Annotated in this window: 22 protein-coding genes; 5 read left to right on the forward strand and 17 right to left on the reverse strand. The window is 65.6% G+C overall.

The window, feature by feature from the left end; genetic code table 11:
* Positions 1-6: 6 nt before the first annotated feature.
* A complete protein-coding gene (gene queG / locus VHK65_15185) occupies positions 7-1,221 on the forward strand; it encodes a tRNA epoxyqueuosine(34) reductase QueG (protein ID HVS07490.1) in 1,215 nt (404 codons plus the stop codon).
* Here the strand turns inward: queG and VHK65_15190 are convergent.
* The 6 genes from VHK65_15190 to thyX form a co-directional block, all read right to left on the reverse strand.
* Positions 1,133-1,864, reverse strand: coding sequence for a cob(I)yrinic acid a,c-diamide adenosyltransferase (locus VHK65_15190; GenBank protein ID HVS07491.1), 732 nt, complete (start codon positions 1,862-1,864; stop codon positions 1,133-1,135). The two genes, queG and VHK65_15190, sit on opposite strands and share 89 nt — an antisense overlap.
* A complete protein-coding gene (locus VHK65_15195; protein HVS07492.1) occupies positions 1,765-2,268 on the reverse strand; it encodes an NUDIX domain-containing protein in 504 nt (167 codons plus the stop codon). The genes VHK65_15190 and VHK65_15195 overlap by 100 nt, the downstream gene beginning before the upstream one ends.
* A gap of 73 nt (positions 2,269-2,341) precedes the next feature.
* Positions 2,342-2,566 carry a hypothetical protein gene (locus VHK65_15200; GenBank protein ID HVS07493.1) on the reverse strand — a complete coding sequence of 75 codons (225 nt, stop codon included), beginning with the start codon at positions 2,564-2,566 and terminating at the stop codon, positions 2,342-2,344.
* A gap of 12 nt (positions 2,567-2,578) precedes the next feature.
* Positions 2,579-2,905, reverse strand: coding sequence for a DUF2089 domain-containing protein (locus VHK65_15205; protein ID HVS07494.1), 327 nt, complete (start codon positions 2,903-2,905; stop codon positions 2,579-2,581).
* Positions 2,906-2,940: 35 nt separating this feature from the next.
* Positions 2,941-3,672: a hypothetical protein gene (locus VHK65_15210; protein HVS07495.1), complete on the reverse strand. Its 732-nt coding sequence runs from the start codon at positions 3,670-3,672 to the stop codon at positions 2,941-2,943.
* A 45-nt stretch (positions 3,673-3,717) separates the two neighbouring features.
* The gene (gene thyX / locus VHK65_15215; GenBank protein ID HVS07496.1) at positions 3,718-4,569 is read right to left on the reverse strand and encodes an FAD-dependent thymidylate synthase; all 852 of its coding nucleotides are present in this window, start codon (positions 4,567-4,569) and stop codon (positions 3,718-3,720) included.
* A 99-nt stretch (positions 4,570-4,668) separates the two neighbouring features.
* Here thyX and VHK65_15220 point away from each other — a divergent pair, with 99 nt between their 5' ends.
* Entirely contained in the window at positions 4,669-5,043 is a 375-nt protein-coding gene (locus VHK65_15220; protein ID HVS07497.1) for a hypothetical protein, read from the forward strand.
* Positions 5,044-5,072: 29 nt separating this feature from the next.
* Here VHK65_15220 and VHK65_15225 read toward each other — a convergent pair whose 3' ends face one another.
* Positions 5,073-7,088: a spermidine synthase gene (locus VHK65_15225; protein ID HVS07498.1), complete on the reverse strand. Its 2,016-nt coding sequence runs from the start codon at positions 7,086-7,088 to the stop codon at positions 5,073-5,075.
* Between the two features lie 197 nt (positions 7,089-7,285).
* On the opposite strand from VHK65_15225, the gene VHK65_15230 reads away from it, so the two are divergent.
* Entirely contained in the window at positions 7,286-8,032 is a 747-nt protein-coding gene (locus tag VHK65_15230) for a hypothetical protein (protein ID HVS07499.1), read from the forward strand.
* Between the two features lie 94 nt (positions 8,033-8,126).
* Here VHK65_15230 and VHK65_15235 read toward each other — a convergent pair whose 3' ends face one another.
* From VHK65_15235 to VHK65_15260, 6 genes are read right to left on the reverse strand one after another with little or no spacing between them, the layout of a single operon-like run.
* Complete coding sequence (locus VHK65_15235; GenBank protein ID HVS07500.1) at positions 8,127-8,774, reverse strand: cyclase family protein; 648 nt, start codon at positions 8,772-8,774, stop codon at positions 8,127-8,129.
* 6 nt (positions 8,775-8,780) lie between these two features.
* Positions 8,781-10,763 carry an amylo-alpha-1,6-glucosidase gene (locus tag VHK65_15240; GenBank protein HVS07501.1) on the reverse strand — a complete coding sequence of 661 codons (1,983 nt, stop codon included), beginning with the start codon at positions 10,761-10,763 and terminating at the stop codon, positions 8,781-8,783.
* 7 nt (positions 10,764-10,770) lie between these two features.
* Positions 10,771-11,871 carry a glucose 1-dehydrogenase gene (locus VHK65_15245; GenBank protein ID HVS07502.1) on the reverse strand — a complete coding sequence of 367 codons (1,101 nt, stop codon included), beginning with the start codon at positions 11,869-11,871 and terminating at the stop codon, positions 10,771-10,773.
* A 23-nt stretch (positions 11,872-11,894) separates the two neighbouring features.
* Positions 11,895-12,590, reverse strand: coding sequence for a class I SAM-dependent methyltransferase (locus tag VHK65_15250; GenBank protein HVS07503.1), 696 nt, complete (start codon positions 12,588-12,590; stop codon positions 11,895-11,897).
* Positions 12,580-13,428, reverse strand: a complete 849-nt coding sequence (locus tag VHK65_15255; protein ID HVS07504.1) for a UbiA family prenyltransferase — start codon at positions 13,426-13,428, stop codon at positions 12,580-12,582. Before VHK65_15255 ends, VHK65_15250 begins: the two co-directional genes overlap by 11 nt.
* Positions 13,429-13,430: 2 nt before the next feature.
* Positions 13,431-13,802, reverse strand: a complete 372-nt coding sequence (locus tag VHK65_15260; protein ID HVS07505.1) for an Hsp20/alpha crystallin family protein — start codon at positions 13,800-13,802, stop codon at positions 13,431-13,433.
* Between the two features lie 39 nt (positions 13,803-13,841).
* Between VHK65_15260 and VHK65_15265 the strand changes: the two genes are divergently transcribed.
* Both VHK65_15265 and VHK65_15270 read left to right on the forward strand, forming a co-directional pair.
* A complete protein-coding gene (locus tag VHK65_15265) occupies positions 13,842-14,960 on the forward strand; it encodes a hypothetical protein (GenBank protein HVS07506.1) in 1,119 nt (372 codons plus the stop codon).
* Positions 14,961-14,974: 14 nt separating this feature from the next.
* On the forward strand, positions 14,975-15,529 hold the full coding sequence (locus VHK65_15270) for an isochorismatase family protein (GenBank protein ID HVS07507.1): 555 nt from the start codon (positions 14,975-14,977) through the stop codon (positions 15,527-15,529).
* Here the strand turns inward: VHK65_15270 and VHK65_15275 are convergent.
* The 4 genes from VHK65_15275 to VHK65_15290 are packed head-to-tail and all read right to left on the reverse strand — an operon-like array spanning position 15,526 to position 20,783.
* Positions 15,526-16,977 (reverse strand): glutamine synthetase family protein, encoded by a 1,452-nt coding sequence (locus VHK65_15275; GenBank protein ID HVS07508.1) that lies wholly within the window; start codon positions 16,975-16,977, stop codon positions 15,526-15,528. The genes VHK65_15270 and VHK65_15275 overlap by 4 nt on opposite strands.
* Positions 16,978-16,993: 16 nt before the next feature.
* On the reverse strand, positions 16,994-18,439 hold the full coding sequence (locus VHK65_15280) for an aldehyde dehydrogenase family protein (protein ID HVS07509.1): 1,446 nt from the start codon (positions 18,437-18,439) through the stop codon (positions 16,994-16,996).
* Positions 18,440-18,447: 8 nt separating this feature from the next.
* Complete coding sequence (locus VHK65_15285) at positions 18,448-19,206, reverse strand: glucose 1-dehydrogenase (protein ID HVS07510.1); 759 nt, start codon at positions 19,204-19,206, stop codon at positions 18,448-18,450.
* Positions 19,207-19,226: 20 nt separating this feature from the next.
* Positions 19,227-20,783: an amino acid permease gene (locus VHK65_15290; protein ID HVS07511.1), complete on the reverse strand. Its 1,557-nt coding sequence runs from the start codon at positions 20,781-20,783 to the stop codon at positions 19,227-19,229.
* Between the last annotated feature and the right edge of the window lie 23 nt (positions 20,784-20,806).

The raw sequence follows: 20,806 nt of genomic DNA on the forward strand, positions 1-20,806 counted from the left end.
GGTCAAATGTCCCTGACGAGCGAGCTAAAGCACAAGGCCCGGGCGCTCGGCTTCTGCGCCGTTGGCGTGACCCGGGCGGAGCGGTTTTTCGAGGCCGAAGCCGCCGCCACCAACCGGACCCAACAGGGCCTGATGGACGGCCTGTCCTGGTGGAGCGAGGCCCGGGCTCATGCCAGCGCCGACCCGCGCCGGGCCACCCCCGCGGCTCGCAGTGTGATCGCCCTGGCTTTTCCCTACCCCTCCACCTCCGCGGGAGGGCCGGGCCCGCCGGCCCACGCGAGCCGCGCTTCAGTGCGAAGCGAGCGTTTGAGGCGTCCGGGTGGGGGCGGTGGCCCACGCGGACGGATCGCCGCGTATGCGCTGGGTCGCGACTACCACGAGGTCCTGCTCGAGCGAATGCAGCCGCTGTTGGCGATGCTGCGTGAGCGCGGCCACGTCGCCAAGACCTACGTCGACCATGGCTGGATGCTGGACCGTGCGGCGGCGGCTCGAGCCGGCGTGGGCTGGCTCGGAAAGAACACCAACCTGCTGATTCCCGGTGTGGGTTCCAACGTGTTGCTGGCGGAGATCGTCACCTCGGCAGAGCTCGAGCCCGACCAGCCGTTGAAGAAGACCTGCGGCAGCTGCGATGCCTGCATGCGGATCTGCCCCACGGGTGCACTGATCGAACCTGGTGTGCTCGACAACCGGCGCTGCATCTCCTTCTGGACTATCGAGCACCGCGGCGTCATCCCCATCGACATTCGGCCGCTGATCGGCGACTGGATCTTCGGCTGCGACCTCTGCCAGGAGATCTGCCCGGTCAACGTGAGTCCGCGGGCAGCCGCGCCAGATGCCCGGGCGTTCGAGGCCTTCGGCCCGCTGATCGATGCTCGGCCGCGGCTTGAAGAACTGTTAACGCTCGACGAGGAAAGCTTCCGCGTCCGCTTTCGCAACAGCGCGGTGTGGCGAACCCGACGGTCTGGACTGCTTCGCAACGTGTCTATCGCGCTGGGCAACATCGCGGATCGCAGCTCGGTCCCCGCGCTGGCGACCGCGCTCGGCGACGCGGAGCCGCTCGTCCGCGGCCATGCGGCGTGGGCGCTCGGCCGGCTCGGTGGCGCCGCGGCCCGGGCTCACCTGGAACGGGCGATCAGGCGCGAGACCGACGCCTGGGTGCTGGATGAGTGCGCGCTGGCGCTGCGGGCGTGCGGACCACTCGTCGTCCCGTCAGCGGTTTAACGGCTGTCCCCTCCTCGGCCCGGGCCAGCATGAAGAGCAGGTCCGAGAGCCGGTTCGTGTAGCGAAGCACTTCCGGATTGCGCAGCTGACCGCCCTGCTGCAGGCCGACGATGCGGCGCTCGGCGCGGCGCAGCACGGCGCGCGCCACGTCCAGGGCAGCGGCTGCGGCTGTCCCACCGGGGATGACGAACGCATCCGGCAATGGAACACGGCGCTCCAGGTCGACGATCTCGCGCTCGACGCGGCTGGTGAAATCCGTCGTGACCACCATGAAATGCTGCTCCAACTTGTCGTACTCGGCAGGGTCGGTTGCGAGTTCGGCGCCCACCGTGAAGAGTTCGCTCTGGATCCGCAGGATGATGGCATGCCTTCCGCGGTCCTTGACGAGGGCACGCGCCGCGCCCAGCGTTGAGATCGCCTCATCGACGGCGCCATAAGCCTCGGTGCGCGGATCCGTCTTGGCGACCCGGCCACCGTAGAGAAGGCCGGTCTCTCCCCCATCCCCGGTCTTGGTGACGATGCTCTTGCGCGCGATGGTGATGCCTAGGCGGCGCCTCGGGCCAGCACTTCCTTCGTCCAGCGCTGCAAGACCTTGCGGTGGCTGGCGAACGCCAGCGGCGGCAGCGCGTCCGGGCGGAACCATCCGACCTGCTGCACCTCATCGCCGGCGGCAGGATTTCCGGCGATCAGCCGGGCGCGATACGGAAGGAGCACGATGCCTTGGTCATCCATCAGGATGTGCTGCACCTCGAGCAGCTCCAGCGGCTCGATGCGCACCTTGACCTCTTCCATGCATTCCCGGATCAGCGCGGCCTCCGGATGCTCGTCCCAGTCGACATACCCGCCCGGCATTCCCCAGAGGCCGCGGCCCGGCTCGATGTCACGGAGGATGAGGAGGACACGGCCGCCGTCCTCGATCAACGCGGACACCACCACTTTGGGGTTGCGGAAGAAAATCCGATCGCACTGCGGGCAGACACTCAGGTACAGCTTCGCCACAAGTCGGGTCTCCGTCTTCGACCCGCAGCTGGAGCAATATTCGTTCATCGGCTGCGGCTCAGCCGCCACCCCGCGGGCGTCGTCGTCGCCGATGGGGGCCGCACGCAGAAATCGTAACGCTTCAGCGGATCGCTGAGCGAGCCTGGGACCGGTCAGCCGCCGGCTCCAGCCGATCAGCCATGTGGCGCATCCAGTCGGCAAGAGCGACTCGTACGGGCCGCGTGGGCGTGTGAACGGTTCCCCGCTCTCCGGTGTCAGTCGACAGCAAGCGATGCCGCGCGGCCTCGGTCAGGAGCTCTTGCTGACGGTCGAGGGTCTGCTGGCGCATGGCGTCGAAGTTGTACATCTTGCCTTCTCCTCAGGGGAGCCGCCGATCGGCTTCCTCGACATCGATCTCACCGCGCGCGAGTTGCTCCAGCATCTGAAGGCGTGAATCGGGTGCCGCCTTCTCGCCCAGGCCAAGCTTGTTCAGCAACGCGTCGAAGCGGGCACGGGCCGTCGGATAGCTGACGCCGAGGTGCCGCTCGAGATCCTTCATGTTTCCGCGCGAGGCGAGGAAGACGCGCAACACATCGCGATCGTCTCGGCCGAGTGAGCAAAACTCGCAGGTTTCAAAGCTGCCCGACAGCTCGGTGGCGCACGAGCGACAGCTGAGGCGCGTCAGTGCCAGCTTGCTGCCGCACACGGGGCAGTCGCGTGGCGCTGTTCGAAGCTCGTCGGTCACTCGTCGGCGGTCACCTTGACCGAACCCATGCTGGTCTTGATGAAGAGCGAAGCCGCGCCGCCGCCGACTGTGACATCCTGAGCCCCGCTGGCCCCCGCGACGCCGGGGAGCACGACTTTGCCGATGTGCGCCTGGGCTTTGATCCGCACACTGCTGCCACGCTCCAAATGGAGGCTGATTGAACCCGCATCGCAGGCGATTCGCGATTCGCCGTCGTCGAGCCGTCCGTTCGCCCGGATAGAGCCCGCCTGGACCGTCAGGTCGAGAGGCTTTCTGAAGCCGTCAATCGTCGCCGAGCTAGCCTGGACATCCGCGCGAATCGGCCCTTCCACCCCGTTGACCCGGAGGCTGCCGGCCTGCACCTGGAGGTCGAGTGCGAGCGCGGGGTTGACCCTGACGACCAGCCGATCGCCGCTTGAATGTTCGGGGAACCCTAGCCAGGACCGGGTGATAAAGGTGCCCGGTTCGTGGGCGACCTCGCCCTCGATGATCATGACGTCGCCTTCGATGTGCACCCGGTGCTGCCCTTCCGCGACGGCATCGCGGACGTTCGGATCGCCGATGACCTCGGCCGCGCCCAGCCGCTTGATCACCCGCACGCGGCGGATGGCTGGCTCAGTATCCTCCTGGTCCTTGCTGGCGGCGTCGAGTTGCGAGGCGGCTTCTTCCGGGCTAATCGTCCCGGCGGCGACCCGGCTCAAGATTTCTCGCCGGTCAGCCTTACTCATGGCAAGACTATAAACCGGAGATTATCAGAATGTCAAGCGCAGTTACTAATTTGTTCCGGCGAGAACCTTCTCGAACTCAGGCTTGGGCGTCAGCAAGGCGAGATCCTCTTCCGTCAGCGGCGTCGACTCCAGCGTGTGGCCGGTTTTCGCGGCGGCGACGATTTCGTCCTTGTGTAACCGGATGCGGCGGGCACCCAGCGGGCACTTCAGGTACTCGGCCAGCGGCTCGTCGCAGTAGCCCATCCGCTGGTCGCCGCATTTGGGTTGCACCGGCTTCGCCAGTTCCGGAAAGCTTGCCTTCAGCGCATTGCGGGCCTTGGCCCACATATGCCGGATCTCCCATTGCGCCCGCCAGCAGAGACGTAGGTCGGCGACGTGCAGGAACTCCTCGTAGTTCACGGTGAAGGTGAGGTTCGTGGAGGCGGCGTTGGGAAGGAGAAAACGGGCGTCCTCTGCTGGAACGCCCGCCTTGAGCGCTTGGTCATAGAGCTCGCCGACGCGACGCATGAAGGCAACGTACTCGTCACGTAAGCCGGCCTGCTCCCAGGTTTCTGGCACGACGTACGGAAAGTCCGCTTCTTTGAAGGCGTAGTAGCGCTGCGATTGCTGGTCGAAGGTGATGCCGTTGTTGTGCCGCACCAGCTGGTGGCTGGCGGCGCGCGACAGGCCGCTGACGGCGAACGTGAAATAGACCTGAGTGCGCGGCGAGGAGTGTCCACTCTTCAGCTTGTCGAAGATGAACGCCTTCATCTTCTCCTCCGAGATCTTCCCGGACTCGATGTCGGCCCAGATCTGCTGCGGCGTGAACTTCGAGTAGCAGGTGCGGAAGGCGACGTACATGACCCGGATCGGATCAGGCGTGTGGGTGAGCAGCTGGACGTCGACGGCGGTATCCATCCGGGGCCGTCCTATTCTGCGACCCCACAATATCTTGTGTCAAGGCCGACTTTTATCCACAATCTGTGGAAATCCTGGGGAGAACGTATCATGAACCGGATGCCGGTTACCGAAGCGGATTTCCAGCTCCAGGGCCGGGTTGACAACTACCGCGAGCAGCTGTTCGAGCTCCTCGTAGCCCTCGATGCGACGGTCCAGGCCCAACTCGCGGCGATCAACCACGAGAAGCTCGGCGGCCGCGGCCGGGTGAGTTACGAAACGCGGCCGCCACGCTGGACGCTCGGGTGGCGAGGCAAGGGCCGCAACTATGAAGTCAATCTGATGGCCTTCGCCCAGGGAGGCGCCTGGGTGATCCACGGCCGCATGGGTCTCGACCGTCCCTTCCGCAACCTCAAGAGCGTCCGCGAGCGCGACGAAGCTAACCTTCGGCAGGAGATCCTGGACCAGGTCGCCACCGACGAGGCGGTTCTCTAACCCCGGACCCTGCGAACCGAGCCGTCGAATCACGCCGGGCCCGTCATCGCGGGCCGTTGCGATCGCTGAAGCATGAACGCTCCTGCGTAAAGCAACGCGATCACGACCAGCAGCGCCCGATAGCCGGTCACCAGCGACGCGTACTCCAGTACACCTCCCAGCATCGCACCAAGCAGGTTGGTCGCGAACGCGAGGTTCGAAGCCGCGACGTCGCGGAAACGTCTCGCGAATACCAGGTTGGCGAGGAAGACGGGGGCGAAGGCGACCGCGATGGCGACGACGAAGCGCGGAACAACCGGGAGCGACAGGAGCAGGTTCGGTTGCACGAGCCACGCAACGCCGAGTGCGACGAGGAGGGCCACGTAGAGACGCCATTCGGGTCCAAGGTCGATTCGCCTCGCGACCTCGATGGCGAGGTAGACGGCGAGCAGGATGCCGATGAAGACGAGGGCGTTGACGAACCAGGTCGTCCCGAAGAGCAGCGCGAATTGGACGACGTTCTTCGTCTCGAGCAGGAGGAAGGCAGCGCCCATGCAGAACAGGTCGAGGTAACGGCTCATCGGTCCAAACGGTCCCGCGCCCAGCCGGACCAGTAGCAGCGCGCCCACCAGGATGAGGGCCAGCGTCAGCAGGTAGAAGCCGGGAATCGTCCGGTTTTGGAGGTAGAGAAAGGGATAGTCGTCGGTGGCCGGCGGCGGCGTTATTCCACTTGGGCGCCAAATCGTGGGGCATTGGAGCGCGGTCGCGTTGGAGCTCACCATCAGTAAGGCGAGCCGCCCGAGCTGCCCCGTCGAATCGACACACGGAGCATGGCCGTAAACCTGCTCCAGGGTGCCGGCCAGCCGATCGACGAGCCATTGCTCGCGGTAATAGTTGTACTCGCCGAACGCGCCGCCTGGCGTGAGGTGCGCGCGTGCGGCTTGCATGGCCTCCGCCGTAAAGAGGTAGCTCTCCAGGCGGAGCGACGACTGACCGGCGACCAGGGTCAGCGAATCCGGTAAGGCGAAGAGGATCAGGTCGTAGCGGCGCGGCGTTTGCTCGAGGAACGCCCGACCATCGTTCACGTACGACGTGACCCGCGGGTCTTGGAAGGCGTGGTCCGGATTTCGCTCGGCACCAATGGTGTGGATCCTTGGATCGATTTCCACCGCGTCAACATGCCGGGCACCGAGCCGAAGCGCGATGGCGACGTCGTCGCCCGTGCCGGCACCGACGATCAGCACGCTGGCCGGCTTGGCCCGGGCGTGCTGGTATGGGAGGCCATAGATGGGAACCGCCTCGAGCCGTCGTTGCGCCGAGTCGATCGTCTGGTGTGGGATTCCGTTCACCAGCAGCGTGACGGCGCCCGAGGGATGGGGGATCAGCCGGATTTTGTAGTAGGGCGACCAGCTGTCGGTGGCGACCAGCGATTCCAGGCCGAGCAGGATCACCATCACCGCCAGCGCCGCCACCTGGCCGATGGCGCGCCGCCGGCCAATCAGCGTGAGGAACGCGGCGGTGACGACCGCGCCCCAGACCACCGGAGGTGCCCCGAGGAAGGCGAGGATCGAGAAGGCGACGATGCCGGCCAGGCTGCCAAGGATGTCCAAGCGATAAGCCTCGAGTGGCGGGAATCGCCGAAAGCTCCGAGCCACGCCCTCGCCGACGAACGCCATGACCGCGGCGACCCCGAGGAACAGCAGCGGCAGGGTGACGAACGGTGGCAACCCACTCCGTGTGCCCAGTGCGCCGAAGAAGATGAGATCGGTACCGGATCGATCGATTTCGACCGGGAAGAGACGGACAAAAGCAACCAGCGTCGCGAGGGCGATCGGGGCAACCCCAAAAAGATCACGAGCGCCATTGGCTCTGAGGAATCCGAGTCCGATGCCGAGGAAGCTGGCGAGCAAAATAAAGTTCGAGAAATAGGAAAGGTACAGGACGTTCGATCCGATCCATCGAATCAGCGCCAGCTCGAGGAAGAGCATCAGAAAGCTAAGCGCGATCAGGCGGAGGCGTTGAGACTCCGTCCACTTCGCCGGTAACGACAACCACTCGAAGCTCACGGCGGAAATTCTGTCATGCGCCTGATGTTGTTTTGCGTTGATCCGTTACCACGGCGCACTTTCCAGCGTTGTTGCAGCGGGAATCGACCAGCAGAAAGGGGTGAGGTGATCCCGCGAGGCAGCGGACGGTAACAGGCGATTACATCATCAGTGGCGGCGTGCCGACATCGGCCGCGCCGCGACAAAGGACACGACCAATGAACATGCGACTGCTCCCCATACTGGGAATCACCGGACTCTTTTCCATCGCACTGGCCGGCTCGGCGGTGGCGGGCGGTGGCGGCTGGCCCCCGGCGCCCGGGACCTACAAAACGACGGACACATCGGCGACGGCGGACCTGGTCGGGGCAACCACGACGGTCTGTTATCCGCAAAAGGGATGCTACCCGCAACCCACTGAGTTCGCGTACGTCAGTGTCGACCGTGGTCTGCACACGTTCAAACCCCGTGGTGGCGAAACACTGGTACAGCAGACGGGGACGATGCTCAATTTCTACTTCTACACCGCCTCCGGGACGAACGCCTCCGGGTGCTGGATCATCGCCGACGACGACTTCACCGTCGCCAAGGATCTCTCCAGCGCATCACTCGTGACCACAGTCCAGGGCGAGTCCAACTGCCCCGGGACGCCGCTGGCCGTCTCGTCGACGAACGTCGTGACGGGCAAGGGCGGCGGCGGGGGCGGGGGCGGAAGCATGGGATCGGTCACGCTTAACCTCAGCTGGACCTACAACGGCGTCGTTAGCCACACGCGTGACGACGGCACGTTGACCTGCGGCGACTTCAAAACGGTGGCGAAGCAGGATCTCAGTCACGCTAGCGCCACATCGCAGGGCCAGATCACCGGGGCGACCGCGACCCTAACGTCGCAGTTCGCCTCGATCGATGACAGCTCGAGTAACCAGGTCGTCAGGGGCGTGCCCGTCAAGGCCTGCTTCTCCTAGACGCGGACACCGTAAGAATTCGTTGCGCTGAGGGCGGTCTGCCGGCCGTCCTCAGCGGGCTCTAAACCCTACGGGTGACAGCTTTGGTGCCTGGTTAGGCTGTGCCCGGCGCATGGTTCCAGAGGACGGCCCGCGTCAAGCCGGCGTCCCCATCCATGATCCGCAGTGGGAAGGCCGCCATCTGCCAGCGGCCCGGACGCACGTTGTAGAGGTCCAGTCCTTCGAGGATCGGGATTCCCGCGGCCAGCAGCCGCTTGTGGGTCGGCGCGCCCTGTATCTCGTAGCCTTCGATCGAGAGGTAATCGATACCGACCAGTCGCACGCCTCGGTCGACCAACCAGTCCGCGCCGTCTGGAGCGAGGTAGACGAACTCCGTCCGAAACGCCCGAGCCGGGTGCCACCAGCGCGAGTTGCTGGTGCGCAACAGGACCCGCCGGCTGGCACGGGGAATCCGCGCCGTCGCCAGGTCGGCCGCGCCGATGCCGACCTTGACTCGACGAAGGTCCGCCACCCAGGCAGGACCGATGAAGCGGTCGAGGTCGAGCCGGTCGATCCCCTTCCCATCTTTGATGAAATGGCGGGGGGCATCGACGTGGGTCCCGGTGTGCGATCCAAGGCAGAGCTCGCTGAGGTTCACCCCATCCTTTCGCAAGGTCATGGCCGGCCGGATCCGCACGGGAGGATTGCCGCGATAGACGGCCATCGCATCGCGGATGGGCACGCTGATGTCGACGAGCTTCATCCGATCTCAGGATAGGGCGAGAGCGTGGCGAAGGATCTCGGCCACGCTCCAGGCTTGCCCGATACAACCGACCGGCCGGTAAGGCGGCTCTGGCTCGAAGATTTCGCTGATCGTACCCAGTCCGGCGTCGGACAGATGCGCGAGAAATGGCTCGAGCAGCCGCCGGACTGACTCCCGATCACCGTTGAGGCGCAGATGCGCATCGAGGTACGGCCCCAGCAGCCAGGGCCACGCCATGCCCATGTGATAGGTGGCGTCGCGCGCGCGCTGATCGCCCTGGTAGGACGCCTGATATCTGGGGTCGTCCGGGCTCAGCGTCCGCAGGCCGTAGGGCGTCAAGAGCTTTGCGGTCACGACATCGAGTGCCGAGCGCGCGCGATCGCCTTCGATCAGTGGATAGACGAGGCCAAGGGCGAGCACCTGGTTGGGACGCAAGCTCGGATCGTCGCCCTCCGGCGCGTCGACGATGTCATAGCAATAGCCACCCTCGCCATACCAGAAGCGTGCCTGTGCCGATTCGTGCGCCTGCGCCGCCATCTGACGATAGCGCCCCGCCGGTCGCATCGCACCCTCGCACCAGTCGGCAATCAGCCGCAGCGCGTTGAACCAGAGCGCGTTGATCTCGATTGGTTTCCCGCGCCGCGGCGTGACGACCCAGTCCCCCACGCGTGCGTCCATCCAGGTCAGCGCGTACCCCGCCTCGCCGCCGGCGAGCAATCCATCACGGTGGTCCATGCCGATGTTGTGACGGGTTCCGGCGACGTGCCAGTCGATGATCCCTTGCAGCGCGTCGAGCCGATCCGCGATGAATCGCCAATCGCCGCTCGCCCGCAGGTACGCGGCCACCGCCTGGAAGAGCCAGAGGGTGGCGTCGATGGTGTCGTACCGCGGCGCCTCGCCACCGTCGGGAAACCGGTTGGGGATCAGGCCATGGTCGAGATAGCTGATGAACGTATCGAGCACGGCGCGCGCTTCCCACAGGGTGCCGGGTCGCATCGCGAGAGCCGGTAGGCTGATCATGGTGTCGCGGCCCCAATCGGCGAACCAGTGGTAGCCGGCGATCACCGTCCGCTGGCCCCCGCCCTGACCCTCCCCCGCGGCCGGCGGAGGGGAATCGGCCACGCCGCGCGCGACCCGGAACTGTTCACCGGCAATCACCAGCTGCCCGGCGAGCGGATGACGGGTCGACGGATCTATCAGGGCTGCCTGTCGCTGCCGCGCCGCATGCCATGAGGTCGCGACGTCCCAATCGCGGGGCGCGGGATCCGTGCCGGCGAGAACGACCACCGTTTGTTGCTCGTCGAGCGCCACCTCGACCGTCCCCGGCGTGAACAGGTCCTCCTCGTCGTCCAGACCGCGCTCGCGCTCGACTCGATGCAAAACACGCCAGTACCAATCGGGACGGCTGCGCACCAGCGGCGAGGGCCGGACCTCGAAGTGACTGCGAACGCCGGCGGAGTCGACGACCCAACCGCCGCTGCTCTCCGCCATCTCGAAGCCGCCCTGCCCATGGCGTTGCTCGTGATAGTCGCGGTGAGCAAAGAGCGGCCGGAGCTGCAACGACACCGGCGGCCCGTTGACCAACCGGTAGGTCACCACCGTCCTGGAGAGCCGATGCTCCATCCAGATGCGCTTTTCGATGATGCGCCCGTCAACCACCCAGCGGAACGTGGGCAGCATCCCGTCGACATCGACGCCCTCCAAGAACCGGAACCCATCGGGGTAGACGGTTCCGTCCCAATACTCTTGAGCCGAGAGCGGCTGCCGCTCGCCATCGGGCGCGATGAGCCACTCTTCGAGCGCGGCGATCAGCACCATTCGCTGCACAGGCGGACTCAACGATGCGACGAGCAGCCCATGGTAGCGCCGCGTGTTGACCCCCGCCACCGTCCCCGACGCGTAACCACCGAGCCCGTCCGACACCAACCACTCGCGGCGCGCGGCCAGCTCGAGGTTGCGACAGGTCTGCGGATCGAGGTGAAGCGCCACAGTGCGGCTACGCGGCGGCGATCGTCAGCAGGGTCTTGATGTCCTCTGGTCGCCGGTCGAGCGCGGACATGAAATCGTCGAACGGGACCCGGCGGGTGATCAATCGCTCGAAGATGCCGGGCCACTGGCGCTCGGCCTGCTGGAAATGTTGGACCCCCATCTCGAAGTAGCGGCGGTTGGCATTGACGGAGCCAAAGGTGAGCCGGTTGCCGAGCACCATCTGCAGGTTGATAACGTCGGCCGGGATCGCGATACTGCTCGTGCCCCCCGACACGCCCGTCAGGCAGAGAACGCCGTTGATCCCCAGCTGGGCCATCGCCTCGAACGCTACCGTGCTGTTGCCGGTGCCTTCGAGCATGAAGTCGATCTGGCCCAGCTCATCTTTGATGCCCGTCACGGGGTGGTCGGTGACGCTTGCGTAACTGGCACCGAGGTCTCTGAGGATACGACCCTGCGAGGTGTCGGGGGGCGACTTGGCGTAGACGTGCACCTCGAGGCCGCGCAAGCGTAGGAGGATCGTGCACAGGATGCCGATCGGTCCCGCGCCTAGCACGACGGCGCGCTTCGGCTCCCACACCATCCGCTCCTGGATCTTCCAGGCCTGGTAGGTGGCTTTCTCCACGATGCTGAGCGGCTCGAGCAACACGGCAAACGGTCGCAGGACCGGCGGGATCTTGACCATGAACGCGGGCGCCTCCGCGTAGTACTCCCCCATGTAGCCCTGCGCACCCTTGATCCCGCGCTCGGTGTATCTGCCGAACAGGCACATGTCGCTCTCGCCCGCACGGCAATTCGGGCAGTCGTCCGGGCGGCGCACCGTGGAAACGACCAAGTCGCCGGGCGTGAATCCCGACACCCCCTCCCCTACCGCCTCGACGACGCTCAGCGCTTCGTGACCGATCACCAGGAAATCGGAGCCCGGCGGCGCCTCACCGTAGAGACCGCCGTTGATCTCCGTGTCCGTGCCATCGATGCCGACCTCGAGCACGCGCATCACCGCCGTCTCCCGTGCGACCGTGGGGATCGGAAGCTCGACTTGCCGCGCACTGCCCGCCCGCAGGGGTGTCACCGCCACGGCACGCATGGTTGCGGTCATCGTCTTTGCCATCGACTCAATAGTAGAAAGCTCGCTTATCGAGTGGCCAGCAGCGCAATACGGGGCACCGGCGGAAGCAGAAAGAATCCGGTGTCGACACGCACCACGCGGTGGAACCCTGTCTTCGTCAGCGCCCCTGAAAACTCCGCCATGGTGCGCAGCTGGAATGGCGGCGGCAGGCCGGTGAGTCGCGCACTCCAGAACAACAGGGCCGACCGTGGGCTCTTAGCGAACTCCCAGAGGAGCAGTCGCCCTCCGGGCCGAAGGACGCGGACCACCTCGCGGAAACTGGTGAGCAGCGCCTCATCATCCAGGTGCTTCAGCACGTGCGAGGTGAGAACGACATCGAACGCGCCGTCCTCAAAGGGCAGGCGAGTGGCTGGCGCAACCTGCAGGCTGATGCGGTCGCCCAGCCCGGCCTGTGCGATTTCTCGCTCGCCGATGCGGATCAGGTCGGGTGACACGTCGACGCCGGCGGGGGGATGGATGAAGTCGATCCGCTCCGCAAGCGCGATCAGGATGTTGCCCAGGCCGCAGCCGAGGTCGAGCACCCGATCCTGCGCGGTGATGTTCGCTGCGCCGAGGATGTGCCGGTACGGGGTGTTGATCACCCACAGTCCCCGCCGGGAAAAGACGTAGCGCATGCCGATCCCGCGCAGGCCACGGCTGAACCACTCGCCATAGCGGCTGCCGACGGCGGTCTCGTCGATGTGCCCGCTGCTACCGCTCACTGACCGACACTACCAGCGGGGCCGCCGCCACGGAGGCCGCCGCGATCACCGCCCATTTGCCGAGCAATGACGACGACGGGGTGCCCCGAGCACCAAGACCGACGACCACGCCGCTGCCGACAAGGGCGACGAGGGAAAGCGCGCCAATCGATGGATGGCCCTGGCGGATCAGCAGGACGATCGAGACCAGGGTACCGAGCAGCAGCAGGCCGGCGGCCGCCATTTCCGCGGCGGGCTTCCCGAGCGCCACGGCCAACGTCTTGAGCCCCGCACCGCGGTCGCGATCACGATCGGGAATGGCGTCGGCGAGGTGGATGGCGGTGGCGAGCGGACTGCCGGCGACGAACAGGAATACCAGCGACGTCAGCGGACGACCGGCGAGGACGCCGATCCAGAATGGCATGAGGGGGAACGCGATGGCGAACGGAACAAAGCTCAGCGGGGTGGCCTTGAGCCAGAGATCGTAGGCCCACCCGCAGGCGGTTCCAACCCCGACCAGGAGCAGGGCGAACGGTCCGAGATCCGAGAGTACGCAGAGCAGGAACGCCCCTACCGCGCAGACGACCGCGACGCCCAGCGCTACGCCGGGCGAGATCAGACCCAGTGGGATCGGTCGCTGCCGAGCCGCCCGCCGGTCGACGTCGACATCGGCCCACTCATTCAAGGCGCTGATGGAGAACTGGACCAACAGCATGATGGCACCGATCCACCAGAACCGGCGATCACGCGGGCCGATGCCGAAGATGGCGGCGAAGGCCACTGCGGCGAGGGTGGTCAGTAGCGACGGAATCGGGTGGAACAGCTGGAGGACCGTCCACCGCGCCGCGGCGGCGCGCACGGTTAGTGTTGCGGGCCCAGGTGGCTGGGTGGCTCGGTGACCGGGATGCGGGTTCGGGTCGACAGTTCCGCTGTCCCGATCGGTAGCGAGATCGTCAGGATGCCGTGCGTGAGCATCGCCTTGGCGCCGGCCGCCCTGACCGGCCTGGGCAACTCGATCTCTCGATGTGACGTCCCGACCGACCACTCGTGCTGGAGGTAGTGCTGCTGTGCTTGCGGATAGCGCGCCTCCGCCCGGACGATCAGCCTCCGGCCGGCGAGCATGACCTCGGTCGTGTCATGGTGGGCACCTGGGATGGGAATCGCCACCGTGAGCTGGTCGTTCGCCTCGTACACGTTCGCGGGCGGCGACTCGATCGCGGCTTGTTTTGCCACCACGGCAAAGCCTAGCGGATGCCAAGATAACGGCGACGCATGAACCGGCCGAAGCCACAGCCCAGCGACGACGAATGGTTGCGCGCCGACCAACCGGGCCCACCACTTACCGAGTTCTTTCAGCGGCGTCGCCCTCTCCTTCTGGGTGCATTGGCCGTTGCGCTGGTGCTCGCGGTCATCGTGGTCGGCGAACGACCCGCCGCCCCGTCGGCCAAGCCGGCGCCGGTTGGTTCATCGTCGCTGACCACCACCCCCTTCTTTGGATTGTTTCCGGTTTTTGCCTACGACGCCGACCACCGACAGGTCGTCCTGCTCAACTTCCGCACTCAAACCTGGCTCTGGTCAAACCATCAGTGGGTGCAAGCCCATCCTGCGACCGCGCCGCCAAGACGGACGGGCGCGGCGGTCGCGTGGGACCCGGAGATGCACGCGGTCCTGCTGTTTGGCGGACAGGCATCCGCGAATGAGGCCCTTCTCAACGACACCTGGGCCTGGAACGGATCGAGCTGGCGAGATGTCGGAACAGGACGGCCCGCGCCGCCCACGAGTCTCATGAGCGCCATGACCTATGACGACCAGCTTCACCAGATGGTCCTCGTCGAATCCGACATTCTCTTCGGGGCTCCGACTCAGCTCTGGACCTGGGATGGCGCAGCCTGGCACCAGCGAAGCGTCTCCGGCGGGCCGACAAGCCCGGTGGCCGCCGTCGGTTCTGAACCGGGCACGCGAACGGTGGTCGCCATTGCCGGCGACTGCTCGGGCTTCCTGTGCCGCTCAGAGACCTGGAGCTGGGACGGCACCAGCTGGCGCCAGTTGAGACCGGCCCACGAGCCCAGCTTTGCCTTCTACAGCATGGCGCTCGTCCCGGATCCGATCTCCCGGCAGCTCCTGCTGGTCACGGTGGCGCGCGACCCCCTGGGGTCGGCTCACACCGAAACCTGGAGCTGGGACGGTCGAGACTGGGTGGGGCCGCAACTGAGCGGCCAGCCCAGTGCCGAGGTAAAAATCGTGCCGGCCCATGGCGACACGGTTGAGGGCGCAGTCTTCGGCTTCGAAGACGTCAGCCGCGATCTGAACACCCTTCGTATCAACGCCTGGGAATGGACCGGCACCGCCTGGAGCCCAATCAAGGCCACAACGGTTCCGTCGACGCCTTAGAGTAGGGAGAGACCATGACCACACTCATGAACCGGCCGAACACCGCACTGCTCGTCATTGACGTGCAGAACGGCGTCGTCGGGGGGGCGCACGAGCGCGACGCGGTCGTCGCGAACGTCGGCAGCCTTGTCGAGAAGGCGCGGCGGGAAAGGGTCCCGGTTGTCTGGGTCCAGCATTCCGACGAGCAGCTTGCCAGGGGGAGCGACGACTGGCGGATCGTCCCCGAGCTGACCCCGGGCGACGCGGAGCCGCTCGTTGAGAAGAACTTCGGCGACTCCTTCGAGGACACTACGCTCGAGACCGTGCTGTCCGGCCTCGGCGTCGGGCGACTCGTCGTCGTCGGCGCCCAGACCGATGCCTGCATCCGCTCGACGCTTCATGGAGCGATCGTCCGGGGGTACGACGCGACCCTTGTCAAGGACGCCCACACGACTGAGGACCAGTCGGCATGGGGGGCGCCGCCCCCGGCCCAGGTCATCGCGCACACGAACCTGTACTGGACCTACCAGACGGCGCCCGGGCGCAAGGCCGGGACGGTCGCGACCAAGGACGTCGACTTCGGCGGCTAGATTCGCTCGAAGTTTCTTCTCAGCTCCCAGTCGGTGACGGCGCTGTCGAAGGTCTGCCGCTCGAGTCTGGCCGAGTGCAGGTAGTGCTCGACCACGTCGTCACCGAAGGCCTGGCGTGCAACCTGGCTCGTGTCCAACGCGTCGATTGCCTCCGTCAGGTTGCCCGGCACGCGGGGGAGATCCTTCGCCGTGTACGCGTCGCCGCGGAACTCGGGCGGCAACGCGAGCTTGTTCTCGATGCCGTGCAGCCCGGCCGCGATCGTCGCCGCGAAGGCCAGGTAGGGATTGGCGTCGGCGCCAGGAATCCGGCACTCCACGCGCAGGCTGGGCCCGTGACCGATGATGCGGAAGCCGCAAGTCCGGTTGTCGTAGCTCCAGACGATCGAGGTTGGCGCGAAGGAGCTCGCCTGGTACCGCTTGTAGGAGTTGACGAACGGCGCGTAGAAGAGCGAGAAATCCCGGGCCAGCGCGATCAACCCCGCAAGGTAATGCTGGAACAGCGTCGACATCCCGTGCGGCCCGCCGTTCGCCGAATGAAAGAGCGCCTTATCGCTCTTGACGTCCCACAGCGACGAATGCAGATGGAACGAGCTGCCAGCCTGCGCCATCGTCCACTTCGCCATGAAGGTCACCGCCACCTCGTTGAGCGCGGCGATTTCCTTGACGCCGTTCTTGTAGACGACGTGCCGGTCGGCCATTTCGAGTGATTCGGCGAAGCGCAGGTTGATTTCCTGCTGCCCGAATCCCCACTCCCCCTTGCTGTTCTCGACGGGGACCGCCGCCCCTTCCATCCCGTTGCGGACGAGCCGGTTGAACCACTCGGCCTTGGTGCCCTGCAGGATGTGGTAGTCCTCGATGTAGCGGCCGTACGGCTGCAGGTTGCGGTAGTCCTTCTCGGCGGCCTGCTCGAAGCTGTCTTTGAACAGGTAGAACTCGAGCTCGGAGCCGGTCTTCGGGTTGAAGCCCAGCTTGCGCGCGCGCTCGACCTGGCGGCGAAGGATCTGGCGGGGCGCAACGTCCACGGATTTGCCGCCCATCGTCTCGACGTCGCAGAGGATCAGGGCGGTCTTCTCCAGCCAGGGGAGGCGCCGGATGGTCGACAGGTCGGGATGACCGTGCATATCGCCGTAGCCGGTGCCCCAGTTGCTGAACTTGAAGCCCGGCAGCGGCTCGTTGTCGACGTCCATCGCCAGCAGGTAGTCGCAGGCGTGTAGTCCCTCGTCGACATGGTCGAGGAAGTAGGGGCCGGTGAGCCGCTTCCCCATCAGCCGTCCCTGGAGATCGGCAATCGCGATGATGACGGTGTCGACCTCGCCGGCCTTGGTCTGGCGGACCAGCTCCTCCAGCGTGAGCTTGGCGGTCTTCTCCTGACGTCGCGACTGTCCGTTGGTGCGGTCGGCTCGGGTGGTGGTCGATCGTTCGCGCGTCGGGCTGCCTGTGCGCGCCATGTCGAATCCCTCCTGCTTACTCGAGACTGACGAAGACGTTCTTGACTTCCGTATAGAGCTGGAGCGCGTGCATGCCCAGCTCGCGGCCAATGCCGCTTCGCTTGTACCCGCCGAACGGCGCCTCCTGGTGAACGCTGCGGCTGCTGTTGATGCTCAGCACGCCGGTCTTTACGCCCCGGGCGAGCCGGAGTGCGCGGCCGATGTCGCGGGTCCAGATCGATCCAGAAAGGCCGTAGGGCGTGTCGTTGACCAAGCGCAGGACCTCGTCCTCATCGGTGAAGGGAATGATGGTCAGCACCGGGCCGAAGATCTCCTCCTGCGCGATCCGCATCCGATTATCGGCGCGGTCGAAGACCGTCGGTTGGAGGAAGCTGCCACTCGCCAGGTGCCCACCCGGCGTCGATCCGCCGGCGAGCAAGCGTGCGCCTTCCTGCCGGCCGAGCTGGATGTAGCCCTGCACCCGTTCGCGTTGCTTCATCGAGATCAGCGGCCCGACCTCGGTTCGAGCGTCGAGCGGGTCGCCGACGGTCAAATTCCGGGAACCGGCCGCGACCCGCTGGTCGAACTCCTCCGCGATCGAGCGATGCACGAAAGCTCGGCTGCGCGCGCAGCAGTCCTGGCCGGCATTCCCAAAGACGCTGTTGACCGCGGCGGGCGCGGCTTTCTCCAGATCCGCGTCCGCAAAGATGATGTTCGGCGATTTCCCGCCGAGCTCGAGCGAGACACGCGTGATGTTGGGCGCTGCCTGCTGGAGAATGCTGACGCCCGTCAGCGTCTCGCCGGTGAAGGCGATCTTGTCGACCCCCGGGTGGCCGGCCAGCGCGCTTCCGGTGGTGCCACCCGGCCCGGTGATAACGTTGAGCACGCCTTCCGGCAGGCCCGCCTCAAGGGCGATGCGCCCCAGTTGCAGCGCGGTGAGCGGTGTGTAGCTCGCCGGCTTCAGGATGGCGGCGTTGCCCGCGGCGAGCGCCGGCGCGACCTTCCAGGAGGCAATCGTCAGTGGAAAATTCCACGGCACGATGAGCGCGACCACGCCGACCGGCTCGCGCAGCGTGAAGTCGAGACCGGGCGCGGTCACCGGGATGGTCTCGCCGAAGATTCGGGTGGCGGCGCCGGCGTAGTACTCGAAACACTGGGCGGCGCCCAGCACCTCATCGCGCGCATCGCGAATCGGCTTGCCGGCATTACGCGCCTCCAGCGTCGCCAGCTGATCGACCTCCGACCGGATCAGCTCCGCGATCTTGTACAGCACCTTCGCTCGGGCGCTGGCTGGCGCCTCGCTCCAAGCGCCACGCTCGAATGCCGCGCGTGCCGCCTTGACGGCGGCGTCGACGTCAGCGGGCGAGGCCACCGCGGCCGCGGCCATCACCTCTGAGGTGGCGGGCTCGATGACCTCGAAGGTCTTCTCATCCTGCCCGGCGCGCCAGGCACCGCCGATCAGCAAACGGCCAGGACTTGCCACCGTAACCATCAGAAGTAGTTCGATGTGATGCCGCCGTCGACGACAAGGGCAGCGCCGTTGGTCCAGGTGGATTCGTCGGAGGCAAGGTAGATGGCCAGGGAGACGACATCCTCGGCATGGCCGAAGCGGCCCATCGGGATCCGGTTGAGCCGGACGCGTTTCTTGTTCTCGTCTTTCAGCAGGTCGCGCATCAGCGGCGTTTCGATCGGTCCCGGACAGATCGCATTGGTACGAATGCCCTGAGGCCCGAACTGCACCGCCAGCGATTTCGTCAGCGCGATGACCGCGCCTTTGCTGGCCGTATAGGCGTCCTGTGGCACGGTGCACCCGACCAGGGCGACGAAGGAGGCGATGTTGATCACCGAGCCGCCGCCGGCCTTGATCAACTCGGGGATGCCGTGCTTGCAGCAGAAGGCGAGGCCCTTGACGTTGATCGCCATCGTCCGGTCCCAGATCGCGTCGGTCGTCGTCAGCACCGACTCATCGGCTTCGTCGAAGATGCCGGCGTTGTTGTAGAGCACGTCGAGCTTGCCGAAGTGGCCGACCGCCGTCTCGACGAAGACGGCAGCGTCAGCATCGCGGGTAACGTCCCCGATCACCGCCACCGCGTTGCCCTGCAGGGTGGCGACGGTTTCGTGGACCGCCTTGTCGTTGACGTCCGCGGCAACCACCTTGGCGCCTTCCCGGACGAAGGCATGGGTCGCCACGCGACCCATGCCACTCCCGGCGCCGGTGATCAGCGCGACTTTTCCGTCGAGCCGTCCCATTGGGATTTGCTGTCCCTGTGCTAGGCTGCCCCGACCTCCGTCAGTTCGCGTTCGATCGCGGCGAGCTCCTCGGGCGTTCCCTGAACACGCGGGCCCTTGAACCAGTTCTTGGCCCCAATGAACCACCAGCCACCTGCAAACAGCAGCACGACAAGTACTGCGACGGGTGCGTAATTGAAGTTCGTCTGCAGGTTCGGAGGAAATGCCTGCGGAAGCATGAAGAGAATTGTGATGAACACCACCCAGATGGTGGCGATCACGCCGACCACCGGGCTCCAGCGCCCGAGATGCCATGGGCCACGCTTGAAGCGGTCGCCCAAGCGAAGCCGCAGGAAGACCGGCAGGATGTACGCGATGTAGAGGCCGATCGTGGCGATCGCCGTTACTGCCGCATAAGCCTCAGGGTTCCACAAATACGGTAGACCGAGAATCAACGCCCCGACCGCTGCGAACCAGATCGAGTTGGTGGGGGTACGCGTCCGCTTGTTGATCCGGTGCCAGAAGTTCGACGCCGGTAGCGCGCCGTCCCGCGAGAAGGCGTAGATCATGCGCGAGTTGGCCGTGACCGACGACATCCCGCAGAAGAACTGCGCTCCGATAACAATCAGCATGAGCAGCTTTGCGCCGGTCATGCCGATGGCATCGATGAAGATCTGGAGCGGCGGTCCGGCGAGACCATACGTGTTGATGGCGTTGTATTCATTGTTGAAATTCTGGATCGCGAACGTGACGCCGAGGAGCAGAATCCAGCCAGCGATCAGCGAAACTACGATCGACATCACGATGCCCCGCGGTCCAGCCACCGCAGCGCTCTCGGTTTCTTCGGTTAGATGCGCGGAAGCGTCATAGCCGGTGAAGGTGTACTGAGCCAGGAGCAAGCCGATCGCGAAGACGTAGATGGGCGCTCCACCCCAGCCTGTGAGGTTGACGTACTGCGTGAAGACGTATGACACCGACTGATGGTGGGACGGAATGAAGGCCAGCGCGCCGACGATCACCAGCACCCCAACGATATGCCACCACACGCTCACGTTGTTTAGTAGCGCGACCAGCCGGATACCGAACGTATTCATGAGCCCGTGAATCCCGAGCACGACCACGTAAACCCCAATCACGTGCGGCGGATCGATGGGATAGCCAAATTGCAGGCTCAGGAATGCGGTGACAAAGGTCGCCAGCCCGAAGTCGATGCCAGCGGTGATCGCGACCTGTCCTAGCAGGTTGAACCAGCCGGTAAACCAACTCCAGGCAGGCGCATTCTTCTCAGCCAGCTTCGCCGACCAGTAATAGAGGCCACCAGCGGTTGGAAAACTCGAGCAAATCTCGGCCATGGATAGGCCTACCAGGATGACGAAGACGCCGACCAGCGGCCAGCCGATGCTCATCTCGATCGGGCCACCGGTACTCATGCCGTAGTAGTACAGAGTGAGGCAGCCACTCAGGATCGAGATGATGGTGAACGAGACCGCGAAATTCGAGAAGCCGCTCATCTTTCGGAGCAGTTCCTGGGCGTAACCGAGTTCGTGCAGCCGTTCCGTATCGGTCTTCGGGTGTTCGTCGGTGACGACGGTAGCCATAGGCGTTTGTTTTCCCTCCCTCG

The organism is Candidatus Dormiibacterota bacterium (assembly GCA_035544955.1).
GTDB lineage: Bacteria > Chloroflexota > Dormibacteria > CF-121 > CF-121 > CF-13.